Raw genomic sequence first — 14,999 nt, forward strand, 5'->3', positions numbered from 1 at the left:
TCACCCAAAGGCAAAACAACATGACGACAGTATTCGACAACCCCGCCTCGCTCACCGACGTGCTCGGTGATGTCAACGCGCGCCACCTCGACGCCCTCGAATCCGAGGCCATCCACATCCTGCGCGAAGTGGCGGCCGAGTGCAGCAAGCCTGCCCTGCTGTTCTCGGGCGGCAAGGATTCGGTTGTCCTGCTGCGCCTGGCCGAAAAGGCCTTCCGCCCGGGCAAATTTCCCTTCCCACTGGTGCACATCGACACCGGCCACAACTTCGACGAAGTGATCGCCTTCCGCGATGCCCGCGTGGCGGAACTGGGCGAGCGCCTGATCGTCGGTTCGGTGGAGGACTCGATCAAGCGCGGCACCGTGCGCCTGCGCAACCCCGCCACCGATTCGCGCAACGCGGCCCAGGCCGTGACCCTGCTGGAAACCATCGCCGAACACGGCTTCGATGCCTGCATCGGCGGGGCGCGCCGCGACGAAGAAAAGGCGCGCGCCAAGGAGCGCATCTTCTCCTTCCGCGACGAGTTCGGCCAGTGGGACCCGAAGGCCCAGCGCCCGGAACTGTGGGACCTGTATAACACCCGCGTCCACCCGGGCGAGAACATGCGCGTGTTCCCGATCTCGAACTGGACCGAGCTGGACGTGTGGCAGTACATCGCCCGCGAAAAGCTGGCCCTGCCCCCGATCTACTTCGCGCACGAGCGCCAGGTGATCCCGCGTAACGGCCTGTTGGTGCCGCTCACGCCGCTGACGCCGGCCCGCGAAGGCGAACAGGTCGAGACCCGCACCGTGCGCTTCCGCACCGTGGGCGACATCTCGTGCACCTGCCCGGTGGCCTCCAGCGCCGCCACGGTCGAGCAGATCATCGCCGAGACGGCCGTCACCGAAGTGACCGAACGCGGCGCCACCCGGATGGACGACCAGACCTCCGAAGCCTCGATGGAAAAACGCAAGAAGCAAGGATATTTCTGATGAACGCCCGCATTGACAACTTCGCCGATAAGCTCCACCAAAGCGGCCTGCTGCGCTTTATCACCGCGGGTTCCGTCGACGACGGCAAGAGCACCCTGATCGGCCGCCTGCTGTACGACAGCAAGGGCATCTTCGCCGACCAGCTGGCCGCCGTCTCGCGCTCCAAGCACAAGCGCACCGTGGGCGACACCATCGACCTGTCGCTGCTGACCGACGGCCTGGAAGCCGAGCGCGAACAAGGCATCACCATCGACGTGGCCTACCGCTACTTCGCCACCCCGAAGCGCAAGTTCATCATCGCCGACACCCCGGGCCACGAGCAGTACACCCGCAACATGGTCACCGGCGCCTCGACCGCCGACGCCGTGATCATCCTGGTCGACGTCTCGAAGGTGAAACTGGGCGACGATGGCTCGGTCGCGCTGCTCACGCAAACCAAGCGCCATTCGACCATCGCCAAGCTGCTGCAGATCGAGCACGTGATCGTCGCGGTCAACAAGATGGACCTGGTGAACTACGACCAGGCGGTCTATGATCGCATCGTGGCCGCCTACCGCAGCTTCGCCGACTCGCTGGGGCTGAAGGACGTGACCGCGATCCCGCTGTCGGCCCTCGCCGGCGACAACGTGGTGACGGAATCGAAGAACATGTCCTGGTACACCGGCCCGACCCTGATCGAGCTGCTCGAAGGCCTGTCGGTATACGACGAGGCGCACGCCGCCCCCTTCCGCTTCCCGGTGCAGCTGGTGGCGCGCCACAACGGCCACGAAGCGAACGACTTCCGCGGCTACATGGGCCGGATCGAGTCGGGCCAGGTCTCGGTCGGCGACAGGCTGGTGGTACAGCCTTCGGGCCAGCAGGCCACCGTCAAGGAGATCCTCACCTTCGACGGCCCGCTTGCCACTGCGGTGGCCGGGCAGTCGGTCACCCTGTTGCTGAACGAATACCTGGACATCTCGCGCGGCGACCTGCTGGCCAATGCCGACCAGCCGGCCACCCAGCTCAAGCAGGTGGTGGCGGACCTGTGCTGGATGTCGGACGAAGCGCTCGACATGCGCCGCAAGTACTGGATCAAGCACGGCACCCGCCAGACCGCGGCCAAGGTCAAGCAGGTCGACAGCATCCTCGACGTCAACACCCAGCAGCGCTCGGTTGGCTCCCCTTCGGCCGAGGGCTTGAAGCTGAACGACATCGCCACCGTACAGCTGAGCGTGCAGCAGCCGCTGGCGGCCGATGCCTATTGCGACAACCGCGCAACGGGCGCCTTCATCCTGATCGACGAAGTCACCCACCAGACCGTGGCGGCAGGTATGATCCGACTGGATCAATAACGAAGGGGTTCCATGGGGGCACTGGGCAAAGTCTATCTGGTAGGAGCCGGACCGGGTGCCGCCGATCTCATCACCGTACGCGGCGCGCGCTTGCTGGCGCAGGCCGACGTCGTGCTCTACGACGCCCTGGTCACGCCCGAGATGCTGGACCTGTGCCGCCAGGCCGAGCTGATCTCGGTCGGCAAGCGCTCGGGCCAGCGCTCCACGGCGCAACAGCACATCAACCAGCAACTGGTCGACTGCGCCGGTAAGTTCAGGCGCATCGTGCGCCTGAAGGGCGGCGACCCGATGCTGTTCGGGCGCGCCGACGAGGAATTGCGCGCGCTGGAGGCGGCCGGCATCGAGGTCGAGGTCGTCCCCGGCATCACCACCGCGGTGGCTGCCGCCGCGGCGACCAAGCAACCATTGACCAAGCGCGGCGTGGCGCGCAGCGTCGCCTTCTTCACCTCGAGCACCGCCCCCGACCAGCCGGATCACCCGGCCTTGCCCGAAACCGATACCCTGGTCCAGTACATGGGTGGACGCGAAGCTGCGGCCACCGCCGAGCGCCTGCTGGCGCAAGGACGGCGGTCGGAGCTGCCTGTCGTTGTCGTGGAAAACTGCAGCCGGGCGGACGAGCGCATCCTGCGGCTGACGCTGGCGGACCTGGCGCGCGGGCTGGAACCGGGGCATGGGCCAGTATTGGTCATGCTGGGCGAGGCGCTCGCCAAGCGCGAACACCAACCGTGACCGCCGCCGCAGGTATCACCCCCAGGGCGTGAACTCGATCCCGTCCTGGATCACCCCGATCACCTGGGACTGGTTCTCGGCGCTCTCGCTGAAGTAAGCCAGTACCTGCTCGCGCGGGGTGTGCAGCTCGCCCAGTGCCTTGATCCAGTAATCGCGCCCGCCGCCTTCGGCGCTCCGGTGCAGCACGTTGTTATACAGGAGTTCGACGAACTGCGCGTCGCTCGCATTGGCGCCGTACAGGTCCTTGAACTCGGCGCTGCCGGTGAAGCCGGCCGCCACCTGCTCCAGCGTCACGCCGGCATCCATCATCTTGATCCAGTAGCCGACGCCGGCCTTGTCCGGGGCGCGGTTGAAGGCGGCCGTGTACAGGCGGTAGGCCTGGCCGGCGACGCCGTCGACGTCCAGCGCCACCGACACGTCGGCGAACTTCAGGCGCTCGACGTTGACCAGCGTATCGATGCCGGCGCTGCCAACGCGGTCGGCGACGGTCACGCCGGCCGCCGTGCGCGTGATCTCGAACGTGCCCTTGCTGCTGCCGTATTCGATCGTATCGATACCGCTGAGGCCGTCGATCTTCTGGCTGCCCGCCGCCGCCTTGAACAGGTCGGCGCCATTGGACCCGTTCACGTTGGGGGCGGTCGCGGAACCGCTGCCGGCGCTCGTGCCGGTGCCCGTGCTGCCGGGCAGCACGCGCGCCTCGACCTGCACCGTCCCGTCGTCCTGGGTGTCGATCCAGGCGGCGGCGAATCCGCCATCGGCCAGGGCGGTGAGCACCGGGTTGGCCTGGTCGCCCTGCCGCATTTCATTGATCCCGAACTCGCGCGCGTCGAGGGCGGCGCCGTCCGCGCCGAAGCGCCGGCCGAACACGCCGCTGTGATCGAAGTCGCCGCTGTCGCTCTGCCATGCGACCAGAAAGCCGCCGTCGGCCAGGGCGATCGCGGTCGATTCGAAACGACCGCCGCCGCCATCGAGGTTCGCCTGCGTCATGCCGCCGATCCGGTTGCCGGCAGCGTCGTAGCGCTGGAAGAAAATGTCGCTGCTCGCAAAGCCCCAGGGCGAGTTGGCGTAGCTGTCCCAAGTCACCACGAAGCCGCCCCCGGCCAGCACGGCGATGGATGGCTGCGGCGCCGCCGTGGCGCGGCTGGCGGCCAGGCCATCCCCGCTCACCAGGATGGCCGCCTCGCCGTTGCGGGCGGCGTAGACGTTGCCGTCGCCGAGTTCGCCCCAGGCGAGCACGTAGCCGGTGTCGGTGGCGGCGATGCTCGGACTGAAAGCGCTTCCCAGCACGCCGTAGACCTGCTCGGCGCCGGTCGGGTTGCCGTTGGCGTCGGCAGTACGCACATGCACCTGGCCGCCGCTGCGCCAGGCCAGGGCGAAGGAGCCGTCGCGCAGGGCCACCACGTCCGGCATCGCAGTGTCCGCGCCGGCGGCGCCGACGACCACTTCGGCGCCCGGCGTGCCCTTGGCGTCGACGATGCGGTAGGCGATGCGGGTGCCTGTGGCGTCGCTGCTGGTGTAGGCCACCACCGAGCGTCCGCCGGCCAGCGCCGCCAGCGCCGGCGCCCCTTCGGTGGCGGCGTCGGCGGTCGAACTGATGGCGAATACCGCGCCCTGCGCGGCCCCACCGGCGGTGCTCACCTGCCCCACGATGCTGCCGCCTGCCGCCTGCCAGACCGTCATGAAGGCGCCGCTCGACAGGGTCGCCATGCCGGGATTGGCGGATGCCGCCCCCGCGCCCAACACCAGTTCGCTGCCGAATCCGTCCAGGTCGCGCGAGCTGCCCGCTTCGACGGTGTAGACCAGGGTTTCGGCGACCCCATAGCCCGGCAGCGGATTACCGTTGCCGTCGAGCTGGTAGCGGTCGTAATAATGCGCGGTGACGCTCAGGGCCGACCCGGCGGCCGGCAACAGGGCCGCGTTGGCGACCACCAGGCGCGCCGTGGTGTCGGTGGCGGGATTGTATGAAATCGAGAACAGGCCCGGCACCGACTGGGCATCGATGACCCAGCGCCCGCCGCTGGGCAGTCCCCAGTCGATCGGGATCAGGGTCGCGGCGACGTCGCCGTTGCGGAGGGTCGTGAACAGGACATCGCGGTCATCGACGATGCCGACGGGCGCGTAATCAGTGGTATCGGTGCTCATGGGGCAGCTTGCTGGTGGGTGGCCGCGGCGGACGCGGAACGAGACAGCAGCAATAATGCCCTACAGAAATACCTAGTTAAAGACGGAAATTAAATTCCATGCGGCAATATGGCGCGAAACCAACGTAATATTGCCTGCTTTGCCAAGGGTGTTAACGCTTCGCCAGCAAAACACTGGACGGGCAGGCAACGGACGCCTACCCGAGCGAGCGGATGCAGTAATCGGTCATGGCCGCCTGCACGCCGGGATCTTCGCCGATGGCGCCGGCAAGCTGCAGGCGCAGGCCGGGATGGGCGGCGCGGATGCCGTCCGCCAGTTGCGGCAGGTCGCGCAGGAGGTGGCCGCCCTGCCCCAGGAAGACCGGCACCACCGTGATGTCGTCGACGCCCTCGCGCACCAGCGCGTCGATCGCGGCCGGCAGGCGCGGCTCCATCAGCTCGAGGAAGGCCAGCGTGACGGGCAGCTCGGGTTCATGCGCCTGCGTCTGCGCTTTTACCTGATCCCGCAGACGTTCGAAGGGAGCGGCCCAGCTCTGCGCGCGGGCGCCGTGGGCAAACAGGACGAGTGCGCGTTTCATCAGTGTCTCTCCACCCACCACAGGGCGCCGATCGCCAGCAGCAGGAACAGCAGGCTGGGCGCGGCCGCCGTCATGAAGGCCGGCAGCGCGGTCAGCACACCCAGGTGCGAGAACAGGGCATTCAGCAGCAGGAAGCTCACGCCGATCATAATGCCCACGAAGATCTTCAGGCTGACGCCGCCACTGCGGGTATGCAGGTAGGCAAAGGGCAAGGCCAGCGCCATCAGGACCATGATCGACAGCGGATCGATGATCTTCTTCCAGAACGCCACCTTGAAGCGCTCGGTCTCCTGGCGGTTTTCCGCCAGGTGGCGGGTGTAGACCGCCAGCTCGTTGGCCGACATGCGCTCGGGGTCGGAACGCGACACCGACAGGATCTTGGGCGTGATTTCCGACGCCAGGTCGAGCGTCTCCAGCTTGCGGGTGGCGACCGCCGAGGTGTCCTGGCCGAAGGTGGCGGCAATCGACTGCCCCTGCGGCACCGGGCTGCCCGGCGCGGGCAGCGTGCGGCTGTTCGAGAACATGGTTTCGCTGACGCCGGTAAGGCGCCAGGTATTGTTGCCGCGGTAGGTGGCGCCGGCGGCGGTGATCAGGGCGCGCATGCGCATGTTGGCGTCGAACTCGTACAGGCGCACGTCGACCAGCTGGCCGTCGGCGCCGATCTGGCGCACGTTGAAGAAGCGCGTGCCCACCACCGGGCCCTTGACGCCCTCGGTGTGGATGCTGTCCTTGGTCCACATCCCCGAGCGGAACTCGGCCGACAGGGTCGAGCCCTTGGCGGCCAGGCGCACGCGCTCGGCCAGCGGGGCGGTGCGCGGGGTGATCAGTTCGCCGAACACGAAGGTGATCAGGACGAACACGACGCCGACCTTGAACAGCATCCAGCCGGCCATGCGGGTCGACATCATCGATGCGCGCATGATGGTGAATTCGGAGGTGGATGCGAACTGCGCCATGGTGTAGATGGTGCCGATCAGCGCCGCCACCGGCATCACCTGGTACACGTTGCCGGGCACCAGCAGCAGCACGTAGATGAGGGCATGCTGGAATTCGTAGCCGCCCTTGCCGACCGCCGGCAGCTCGCTGGTCAGGTCCATGAAGGAGATCAGGGCGAGGAAGGCGACCAGCACGAAGCTGACCGCCTGCGCGATGCTGACCGCGAAGTAGCGTTGCAGGACCGTCATTCCGCCTCCGCCCTGGCCGGCAGCGCATCGGCCTTGCCGTGCGCCTGCAGTGTGTTCTTGCGCCGCTTCCAGGCGCCGATCAGCGCCAGCGGGTGCCAGCGGTGGTTGACGTTCAGGCGCCAGGCGAACAGGCCGGCGACCACCAGCGCGGCCGCCAGGTGCAGCGGCCACCAGGCGACGTCGAAATCGAGCTTGGCGCGCTTGACGCTGTTTTCCATCAGTTTGTTCAGGTTCAGGTAGGTGAAGAAGATCAGCAGCGCCAGGATCATGTTGGCCGAACTGCCGGCGCGCGGGTTGACGAAGCCGAGCGGGATCGCCAGCAGCATCAGCACCAGGCAGATGATCGGCGCCGAGATCCGGTCGAGCAGTTCGGCGCGCGTGTACTGGTTCTCGACCTGCAGCAGGACCGAGGTGGGCAGCGCGTTGCTGGGCGTGTCGGTGCCGAGCACCGGGCTGCGGGTCGCGACCCGCATCTTGTAGCGCTCGAATTCCATCGACTGGAAGTCGGCTTGCCCCGGCGTGCCCTGGTAGCGCCGTCCGTTGCTGAGCACCAGGTACTGGCCGCCCTTGGCGTCGGTTTCGATCACGCCTTCCTTGGCGACCACGATCGAGGTGCCGTTCTTGTCCTGCGAATTGACGAACACGTTCTGCACCACGGTAGCGCCGGTGGTGGAGCGTTCGACGAAGAACACGCGGTCGGCCGAGGACGATTCGCGGAACTGGCCGGGGGCCACGCGCTTGAGGTCTTCGCGCTTCTGGAAGCGCTCGACGAACTCGACGCGCTTGAGCGCGGCCCACGGGGCCACCACCAGCGACAGCGCGGCGACCAGCGCCACGATCGGCAGGCCGAAGGTGAGCACCGGGGCGATCCAGCGCCGCAGCGACATGCCGGAGGCGAACCAGACCACCATCTCGGAATCGCGGTAGCTGCGCGTGACCGCGGCCAGCACCGAAATAAAGGTGGTGAGGGTCAGGATGGTTGGCAGATAATTCAGGATTGCAAAACCGATCAGGGCGAGCGCGTCGCCCGAGTCGACCTTGCCCCCGGCGGCCTTGCCCAGGACGGTAATCAGGGTCCAGGTGACCAGGATCGTGAACAGCACCGTAAAGGTGGCGCCGGCCGAACTGGCCAATTCACGTTGCAGGGCGCGTCGAAAGATCATTCAATAAGTAGCTATAATTGCAGGTTAGGCACAACGGTATATCGATCAGCAATACCGTGGCGCCGCGAAAAACAAACCGGAGAACCAAAAATGGACTTTAGCATAAAAGCATTCGACACCAAGAACACCCTGGCCGCTGCGAAAGCCGGCGTGGTTGCCGTTGCCGTGTTCGAAAACAAGAAACTGTCGCAGGCTGCCAAGGCGCTGGACGTCAACGGCGACATCACCGCAGCGCTCAAGTCCGGCGACATCAGCGGCAAGGCCGGTTCGACCCTGCTGCTGCGCGGCGTGACCGGTGTCGCCGCAGCGCGCGTGCTGCTGGTGGGCATGGGCACCGACGAGGCAGTGAGCGAAAAGAGCTACACCAGCGCGGTCGGCGCAGCCCTGAAAGTGTTCGGCACCCTCGGCGCGGCAGATGCCATTATCGCATTCCCGCTGGCAGATGTGAAAGACCGCGACATCAACTGGGCGCTGCGTGCACTGGTGATCGCGGCCAATGAGACCGAACACAGGACTGATACCCAAAAGAGCAAGAAGGATCCGGCAGCAAGCGGCGTGCGCAAGATCGTCATCGCCGCCGATGCCGCGAATGCCGCCACCCAGCTCAAGGGCACCCTGGCCCAGGCGGTCGCGATCTCGAACGGCATGGCGCTGACCAAGGAACTGGGCAACCTGTCGCCGAACGTCTGCACCCCGACCTACCTCGCGAATACCGCGCGCCAGCTGGCCGACCAGTTCGGCTTCGACATCGAAGTCCTGGAGCGCAAGCAGCTCGAAGCCCTGAAGATGGGCAGCTTCCTGTCGGTGGCCAAGGGCAGCGACGAAGCGCCGAAGTTCATCGTCCTGAAGCACATGGGCGGCAACAAGAAAGATGCGCCGGTGGTCCTGGTCGGCAAGGGCATCACCTTCGATACCGGCGGCATCTCGATCAAGGCCGGTCCCGGCATGGACGAGATGAAGTACGACATGTGCGGCGCCGGCTCGGTGCTGGGCACCTTCCGCGCCATCGGCGAGATGGGCCTGAAGCTGAACGTGATCGGCATCGTGGCGGCCTGCGAAAACATGCCGTCGGGCCGCGCCAGCAAGCCGGGCGACATCGTGACCTCGATGAACGGCCTGACCATCGAAATCCTGAACACCGACGCCGAAGGCCGCCTGATCCTGTGCGACGCCCTCACCTACGCCGAGCGCTTCAAGCCGGCCGCCGTGGTGGATATCGCCACGCTCACCGGCGCCTGCATCGTGGCCCTGGGCCACCACACCAGCGGCCTGTTCACCCGCCACGACGACGCGCACGACGGCCTGGCGCAGGAACTGCTGGACGCCGGCAAGCAGGCCGGCGACGTGGCATGGCGCTTCCCGCTGGGCGAGAACTACAACGAGCAGCTGAAGTCGAACTTCGCCGACCTGGCCAACATCGGCACCCCGGGCGCAGCCTCGATCACCGCGGCCTGCTTCCTGGAGAACTTCACCCGCAAGTACACCTGGGCCCACCTGGACATCGCCGGCACCGCCTGGAAGTCGGGTGCGAACAAGGGCGCCACCGGCCGTCCGGTGCCGCTGCTGACCACCTTCCTGATGAACCGCGTGTAATCGTTGCCGACGCGCCGGGTGAAATATTCTTTCGTCCCGGCGCTGTAGTGAAATATTATTTCACGAATAAAAACAGCCCCGCTTGCGGGGCTGTTGTTGTTTCGAGCGCGTTCAAAACACCGCGGATTCCACCCGCTGCGCCGCCGCCAGTTCTTCGCGCGGCTGCACCGGCTCCATCAGCACCGTCAGGTTGGCCGGGTACGAAAAACCCGCCCCCGTATAGCGGTCGACCAGGTGCCCGATGCCGGCGCTGATGACCACATTGCCCATCAAACCGGCAAGGTCCGCACGCGCGCCATAGCTTTCCCGGGCCATGCCCGTCCCGTCCTTTTTACAGCTCACCTGCAGGGGCCGGGTGCTGCGCGTGACCGTCACCCGGCCCGGCGCGACCACAAACCAGCGCCCCATGTCATTGCTCAGGATGCAGCCCACCCCGCCGACTTCCTTGTAGTCGAGCACGGCATGCAGTTCGAGCTGCTGCTGAGGAGAATCGGACACGGTGGCGCAGCCGCCCAGCACGAGCGGAACGGCCGCCAGCACGGCGGACAGATAGGGGGAAAGGCGCGGCATGGGACCCATCAGGCTAAGCTTCATGCTGCCATTAACGGCAGGCAGGGGCAAATGCTGAAGGGTGGCGCTTACTGATCGCCCTGCGCGGCTGGCGCGGCGGACGATTCGGGGATGGCGGCAAAGCGCGGCACGGCCGCGCCGCCGACGCTGACGGTCTCGAAGAACGCGGCCCGCGGACGCACCCAGACGGCGCCGTCCTCGCCGCGATAGACCATCACGGGCGTGCGGTCCGCTTCCAGGACGGCTTCGCAGACCAGCTCGTAGATGCCGCCCTTGTAGTGGCGGTAGCGCTTGCTGGCGGGCACTCAGGCCTTGCTGTCGGCCAGGGCGTTCTGCTTTTTCTTCAGGCCCTGGATGACCTTCAGCACGCCTTCCATGCCGGCCGCTTCGTCCAGCTCGCTGAAAGCGTCGAGCACTTCGTTGAGCACACGGTTGCGCACCGCAGCCTCGTCCTGCGTCACCGCAGGCTTCTGCTCGGCTTCCTTGGCGAACTTCGACGGCGCCTCGGCCGCGGCCTTGGCGCCGTGCGTCAGGGCCGCCTGCCAGATGACCCAGCGGCGCTGGGTTTCGTAGACGAGGTATTCCTCGGGCTTGTCCTCGCGGCGGCGTACGATATGGCCTTCGCGTTGGGCCCACGCTTCGAATGCAGTGCGCATTTCATTCCTTTGTAAATCAGCGTTCGGGTTCATTTGCTATCGAAAACACAAGATTCCGAATAGTACCATTTTGCACCGCCCCCACATGCCTGCACGATTGGGCAAGCATCAGGCGACCGAACTGGTTTCTCACTCTGTAAATAGTACAAGGTTAGTTGCTTCAGCGCAATTACTTTGTTCCCGCACGGAAACAGTGTTACATGTGCAGACCTTAGTTTAATGCTTTTGCGAAGCTTTTTACAGCGTGCTCCGCATAAAACCCCGTGTTTATTTATTATTCTATTAATTTATTCTAGCATATCCAATTATGCCCTACACAATGTTGTAGGGTCTTTAACAATAATTGCTGTGCGTTCAGCATAAATACAACTGTCACATCAATACAGTTTATTCAAGCCGAATGCCGAAACGCGCCTCCATGCCAATCTCGCCCCGCTGTTGGCAAAACGGTTATCATGCCGCCTTTGCCCCATCTCGCTCTTTGCTCGCATGAAAATCGCCACCTGGAACGTCAACTCGCTGAAAGTCCGCCTCCAGCACCTGCTCACCTGGCTGGAAGCCAATCCGGTCGACGTCCTGTGTCTGCAGGAGACCAAGCTCACCGACGACAAATTCCCGCTGGCCGAGATCGAGGCCGTCGGCTACCGGGTGGCCTTCAGCGGCCAGAAGACCTATAACGGCGTGGCGATCCTGTCGAAGCACCCGATCGAGGACGTCCAGAAGAACAACCCGCGCTTCGCGGACGAGCAGCAGCGCATCCTGGCGGCGACCATCGCCGGCATGCGCATCGTGTGCGCCTACATGCCGAACGGGCAGGAGATCGGCAGCGACAAGTTCGCCTACAAGATGGCCTGGCTGGATGCGCTGCGCGACTGGATCGCGGCCGAGATGGGCGCGCATCCGCAACTGGCCCTGCTGGGCGACTACAACATCGCGCCGGAAGAACGCGACGTGCACGACCCGGCCGAATGGGAGAACCACATCCACTTCACGCCGCCGGAACGCGCGCAGATGCAGGCCCTGATGGACCTGGGGCTGCGGGATGCCTTCCGCCTGTTCGAACAGCCGGAAAAACAGTACAGCTGGTGGGACTACCGCCAGATGGCCTTCCGCCGCAACCGCGGGCTGCGCATCGACCACATCCTGCTGAGCGAGGCGCTGGCCAGGCGCTGCACGGCCTGCCACATCGACCGCGAGACCCGCAAGTGGGAACAGCCGTCGGACCACGCGCCGGTGGTGGCGACGCTCGCGGACTGATCGTTGCAGGGTGGTCGGCTTGCCGACCACCCTGCTGCTTCATCATTTCAGTACCGCACCCGCCAGCAGCCGCGCCGCCTCCCCGGCCGGCAGCGGCCGCGCGAACAGGTAACCCTGCGCGAACTGGCAGCCGTAGCCGCCCAGCAGCGCGTACTGCCCTTCGGTCTCGACGCCTTCGGCCACCACCGACAATCCCAGGCTGTTCGCCAGCGCCATCACGGCCGCCACGATGGCGCGGTCTTCGGCGCTGGCTTCGAGCTCGCGCACGAAGGCGCGGTCGATCTTGATCTTGCGCACCGGGAAGCGCTTCAGGTAGGCCAGGCTCGAATAGCCGGTGCCGAAGTCGTCGATCGACAGGCGCATGCCCATGTCGTTGATCTGGCGCAGGATCTCGAGGGTCTGGCCGCCGTGCTGCATCAGCGCGGTCTCGGTAAGTTCGAATTCCACCAGCGACGGATCGATGCCGGTCGCGCCGACGATGCGGCGGATCGAGTTCACCAGGCCGTCGTGCATGAACTGGCGCGCCGACAGGTTGATCGCCAGCGGCACCGCGCTCAAGCCCTGGCGCTGCCAGGCCATGCTCTGCTCGCAGGCGCTGCGGATCACCCACTCGCCCACCGGCACGATCATCCCGTTTTCTTCCAGGATCGGGATGAATTCGTCCGGGCCCACCAGCACGGTCTCGCCGCCCGTGCCGCCGGTGCCGCGGCGCCAGCGCAGCAGCACCTCGAGCGCGTGCAGGCGGCGGGTGGCGGTATCGATGATCGGCTGGTAGTGCAGTTCGAATTCCTCGCGCAGCAGCGCCCCGCGCAGGTGCGATTCCAGCTCGAAGCGGCGCGCCGCCGCCTGGTTCATGCGCTGGTCGAAGAACTGGTAGTTGTTGCGCCCGGCCGCCTTGGCGTGGTACATCGCCGCGTCGGCGTGGCGCATCAGGGTCTCGACGTCCTTGCCGTCGTCCGGGCACAGGCAGATGCCGATCGAGGGCGAGATGTGCAGGCTGTGGCCCTCGAAGGGAAAGGGCGTGGCCAGCGCGTCGATGATCTTGTCGCCCACCAGCGCGCACTCGGGGGCGCCGTCGACGTCGGGCAGCAGCACCACGAACTCGTCGCCGCCCAGGCGCGCCACGGTGTCGCTGTCACGCACCGCCGCGCACAGGCGCTTCGCCACCTCGCGCAGCAGGTGGTCGCCGGTGGCGTGGCCGAGCGAATCGTTGATGGTCTTGAAGCGGTCGAGGTCGAGGAACATCACCGCCAGCCGCCCTTTGCCGTCGCGCGCGTCCCTGGCGTTGCGGTGCGCCGTGCGCAGCGCGCAGTCGAGCCGGTCGGCCAGCAGCGCGCGGTTCGGCAGCCCGGTCAGGCTGTCGTGGTAGGCCATGTGGTGCACGCGCGCCTCGGCCTGGCGGCGCTCGACGATCTCTTCCTGCAGCAGCCGGTTGGCGCCGGCCAGCTCGGCGGTGCGCTCGGCCACGCGGATCTCGAGTTCGTCGCGCGCGCGCCGGACCGCGTCGGCCGCCTCGCGCTGGGCGGTGACGTCGTCCAGCAGCCAGACGCTGCGTCCGCCCTGCTCCGCCAGGTCGAACAGGCGTCCCGACAGGCGCGCCCAGAACAGCGTGCCGTCGCGCCGGACCATCCGGTACTCGGCCGAGTGCACCTGCCCTGCCCTGAAGCTGCGCGCGGTGTCCTGGCGCGCCATGCGCCAGGTGGCGTCGTCCGGGTACAGGGCGCGCACCCGGGCGCCGTCCATGCCGCCGGCCGGACTGCCGAACAGCTCTTCCATCTTGCTGTTGCAGTGGACGGTGGCGCCGTTCTCCACCACCGCGATGCCGAGCACCGCGTTGTCGAGGATCGCGCGGTTTTCCATCAGCGCGTTGCGCAGCTGGACTTCGTCCTGCTTCTCGCGGGTGCGGTCCTCGTACATCCACACGGTGCCGAGGTCCGGATCGTCCGGATTGAACAGGTAGCCGTTGACCTGCACCCAGATCGGCTCGCCGTCCTTGCGCACCAGTTCCAGTTCGACGCGGTAAGGCAGGCCGCGCGCCAGCTTCGAATAGGAGCGCGCGCCGCCCTCGACGAAACTGTCGTCGTCCGGGTACAGGATACGGGTGGAACGCCCCAGCGCTTCGCCGTCGCGCCAGCCGAACATGGCCGCGAACGCCGGGTTGTAGCGCTGGATCACGCGGTTGCGGGAGAACATGATGCCGACCGTGGCATTGGTCATGATGGCCTGGACCTCGATCATGGTCTGGCGCGTTTCCGTCACGTCCTCGACGATCCAGATGGTGCCCGCTTCGCGCGCGCTCGGGTCGACCGCGCGGCCGCGCAGGCGCGCCCAGATGACCGACCCGTCGCGCCGGCGGAACGGATGCTCGCCCTTCTCGTACAGGCCGCCGGCGGCCAGCACCGGATAGGCTTCGGCGGTCAGCGCCTGGTAGTCCGCCGGCGAGCCGAACACCTGGGCCGGATGCAGGCGGCTCAGCTCGGCATAGGAATAGTCCAGCATCTCGCAGATGCGCGGATTGCAGGACTTGAACTGCCCCGGCAGCGTGAATACGATGCCGACCGGCGCATTCTCCAGGATGGCGCGCTGCTCGCGCAGGGCGACGCGCAGCATCTCGTGTTCAAGATCGCCGTCGGCCGGCGGAGGCAGTTCCGCAAGGGCGATGCCGGCTGCGAGCGGAAACTCGGCGGAGTGTCGGTCCATGGTGGTTATTGATTGTCCCTCGGCTAACTTGCCTTTTAGAAATCATAAACCACAAACCGATGATGTTCCAAAACTAAGAAGCATGAAAAATGGGCCGTGTTGTTACGGCCCATCAAAATGCCGCAT

General features: G+C 66.2%; 13 protein-coding genes. 5 read left to right on the top strand and 8 right to left on the bottom strand.

Annotated features, from left to right (window positions below):
- Positions 1–20: 20 nt before the first annotated feature.
- The 3 genes from cysD to cobA are packed head-to-tail and all read left to right on the top strand — an operon-like array spanning position 21 to position 3,031.
- Complete coding sequence (gene cysD / locus AB3347_RS16515) at positions 21–971, top strand: sulfate adenylyltransferase subunit CysD (protein WP_369092884.1); 951 nt, start codon at positions 21–23, stop codon at positions 969–971.
- Complete coding sequence (locus AB3347_RS16520) at positions 971–2,302, top strand: sulfate adenylyltransferase subunit 1 (RefSeq protein WP_369092885.1); 1,332 nt, start codon at positions 971–973, stop codon at positions 2,300–2,302. The genes cysD and AB3347_RS16520 overlap by 1 nt, the downstream gene beginning before the upstream one ends.
- A gap of 12 nt (positions 2,303–2,314) precedes the next feature.
- Positions 2,315–3,031 carry a uroporphyrinogen-III C-methyltransferase gene (gene cobA / locus AB3347_RS16525; RefSeq protein WP_369092886.1) on the top strand — a complete coding sequence of 239 codons (717 nt, stop codon included), beginning with the start codon at positions 2,315–2,317 and terminating at the stop codon, positions 3,029–3,031.
- 15 nt (positions 3,032–3,046) lie between these two features.
- On the opposite strand, the gene AB3347_RS16530 is transcribed toward cobA, so the two are convergent.
- From AB3347_RS16530 to lptF, 4 genes are all read right to left on the bottom strand, one after another.
- On the bottom strand, positions 3,047–5,173 hold the full coding sequence (locus AB3347_RS16530; protein ID WP_369092887.1) for a DUF4214 domain-containing protein: 2,127 nt from the start codon (positions 5,171–5,173) through the stop codon (positions 3,047–3,049).
- A 196-nt stretch (positions 5,174–5,369) separates the two neighbouring features.
- A complete protein-coding gene (locus AB3347_RS16535; protein ID WP_369093044.1) occupies positions 5,370–5,753 on the bottom strand; it encodes a sirohydrochlorin chelatase in 384 nt (127 codons plus the stop codon).
- Positions 5,750–6,934 (bottom strand): LPS export ABC transporter permease LptG, encoded by a 1,185-nt coding sequence (lptG, locus tag AB3347_RS16540; protein ID WP_369092888.1) that lies wholly within the window; start codon positions 6,932–6,934, stop codon positions 5,750–5,752. Before lptG ends, AB3347_RS16535 begins: the two co-directional genes overlap by 4 nt.
- Positions 6,931–8,097, bottom strand: coding sequence for an LPS export ABC transporter permease LptF (gene lptF, locus AB3347_RS16545; protein ID WP_369092889.1), 1,167 nt, complete (start codon positions 8,095–8,097; stop codon positions 6,931–6,933). The genes lptG and lptF overlap by 4 nt, the downstream gene beginning before the upstream one ends.
- A gap of 90 nt (positions 8,098–8,187) precedes the next feature.
- Here lptF and AB3347_RS16550 point away from each other — a divergent pair, with 90 nt between their 5' ends.
- On the top strand, positions 8,188–9,690 hold the full coding sequence (locus tag AB3347_RS16550; protein WP_369092890.1) for a leucyl aminopeptidase: 1,503 nt from the start codon (positions 8,188–8,190) through the stop codon (positions 9,688–9,690).
- A 111-nt stretch (positions 9,691–9,801) separates the two neighbouring features.
- Here the strand turns inward: AB3347_RS16550 and AB3347_RS16555 are convergent, their stop codons facing one another.
- The 3 genes from AB3347_RS16555 to AB3347_RS16565 are packed head-to-tail and all read right to left on the bottom strand — an operon-like array spanning position 9,802 to position 10,916.
- Entirely contained in the window at positions 9,802–10,284 is a 483-nt protein-coding gene (locus tag AB3347_RS16555) for a hypothetical protein (protein ID WP_369092891.1), read from the bottom strand.
- A gap of 44 nt (positions 10,285–10,328) precedes the next feature.
- Positions 10,329–10,565 carry a DUF1653 domain-containing protein gene (locus tag AB3347_RS16560; protein WP_369092892.1) on the bottom strand — a complete coding sequence of 79 codons (237 nt, stop codon included), beginning with the start codon at positions 10,563–10,565 and terminating at the stop codon, positions 10,329–10,331.
- Entirely contained in the window at positions 10,566–10,916 is a 351-nt protein-coding gene (locus AB3347_RS16565) for a hypothetical protein (protein ID WP_369092893.1), read from the bottom strand. It lies immediately after the preceding gene.
- A 489-nt stretch (positions 10,917–11,405) separates the two neighbouring features.
- Between AB3347_RS16565 and xth the strand changes: the two genes are divergently transcribed.
- A complete protein-coding gene (xth, locus tag AB3347_RS16570) occupies positions 11,406–12,173 on the top strand; it encodes an exodeoxyribonuclease III (RefSeq protein WP_369092894.1) in 768 nt (255 codons plus the stop codon).
- Positions 12,174–12,215: 42 nt separating this feature from the next.
- On the opposite strand, the gene AB3347_RS16575 is transcribed toward xth, so the two are convergent.
- Complete coding sequence (locus tag AB3347_RS16575) at positions 12,216–14,873, bottom strand: EAL domain-containing protein (protein ID WP_369092895.1); 2,658 nt, start codon at positions 14,871–14,873, stop codon at positions 12,216–12,218.
- Positions 14,874–14,999 lie beyond the last annotated feature (126 nt).

Origin of the sequence: Massilia sp. X63 (genome assembly GCF_041023745.1) — a bacterium.
Lineage (GTDB): Bacteria > Pseudomonadota > Gammaproteobacteria > Burkholderiales > Burkholderiaceae_D > Telluria.

Excerpts from the sequence above, each read along its gene's own strand:
- AB3347_RS16550 (WP_369092890.1), top strand. The coding sequence starts at position 8,188 with ATGGACTTTAGCATAAAAGCATTCGACACCAAGAACACCCTGGCCGCT.
- AB3347_RS16555 (WP_369092891.1), bottom strand. The coding sequence starts at position 10,284 with ATGAAGCTTAGCCTGATGGGTCCCATGCCGCGCCTTTCCCCCTATCTG.
- AB3347_RS16575 (WP_369092895.1), bottom strand. The coding sequence starts at position 14,873 with ATGGACCGACACTCCGCCGAGTTTCCGCTCGCAGCCGGCATCGCCCTT.
- AB3347_RS16565 (WP_369092893.1), bottom strand. The coding sequence starts at position 10,916 with ATGCGCACTGCATTCGAAGCGTGGGCCCAACGCGAAGGCCATATCGTA.
- AB3347_RS16520 (WP_369092885.1), top strand. The coding sequence starts at position 971 with ATGAACGCCCGCATTGACAACTTCGCCGATAAGCTCCACCAAAGCGGC.
- cysD (WP_369092884.1), top strand. The coding sequence starts at position 21 with ATGACGACAGTATTCGACAACCCCGCCTCGCTCACCGACGTGCTCGGT.
- cobA (WP_369092886.1), top strand. The coding sequence starts at position 2,315 with ATGGGGGCACTGGGCAAAGTCTATCTGGTAGGAGCCGGACCGGGTGCC.
- lptG (WP_369092888.1), bottom strand. The coding sequence starts at position 6,934 with ATGACGGTCCTGCAACGCTACTTCGCGGTCAGCATCGCGCAGGCGGTC.
- lptF (WP_369092889.1), bottom strand. The coding sequence starts at position 8,097 with ATGATCTTTCGACGCGCCCTGCAACGTGAATTGGCCAGTTCGGCCGGC.
- AB3347_RS16530 (WP_369092887.1), bottom strand. The coding sequence starts at position 5,173 with ATGAGCACCGATACCACTGATTACGCGCCCGTCGGCATCGTCGATGAC.
- xth (WP_369092894.1), top strand. The coding sequence starts at position 11,406 with ATGAAAATCGCCACCTGGAACGTCAACTCGCTGAAAGTCCGCCTCCAG.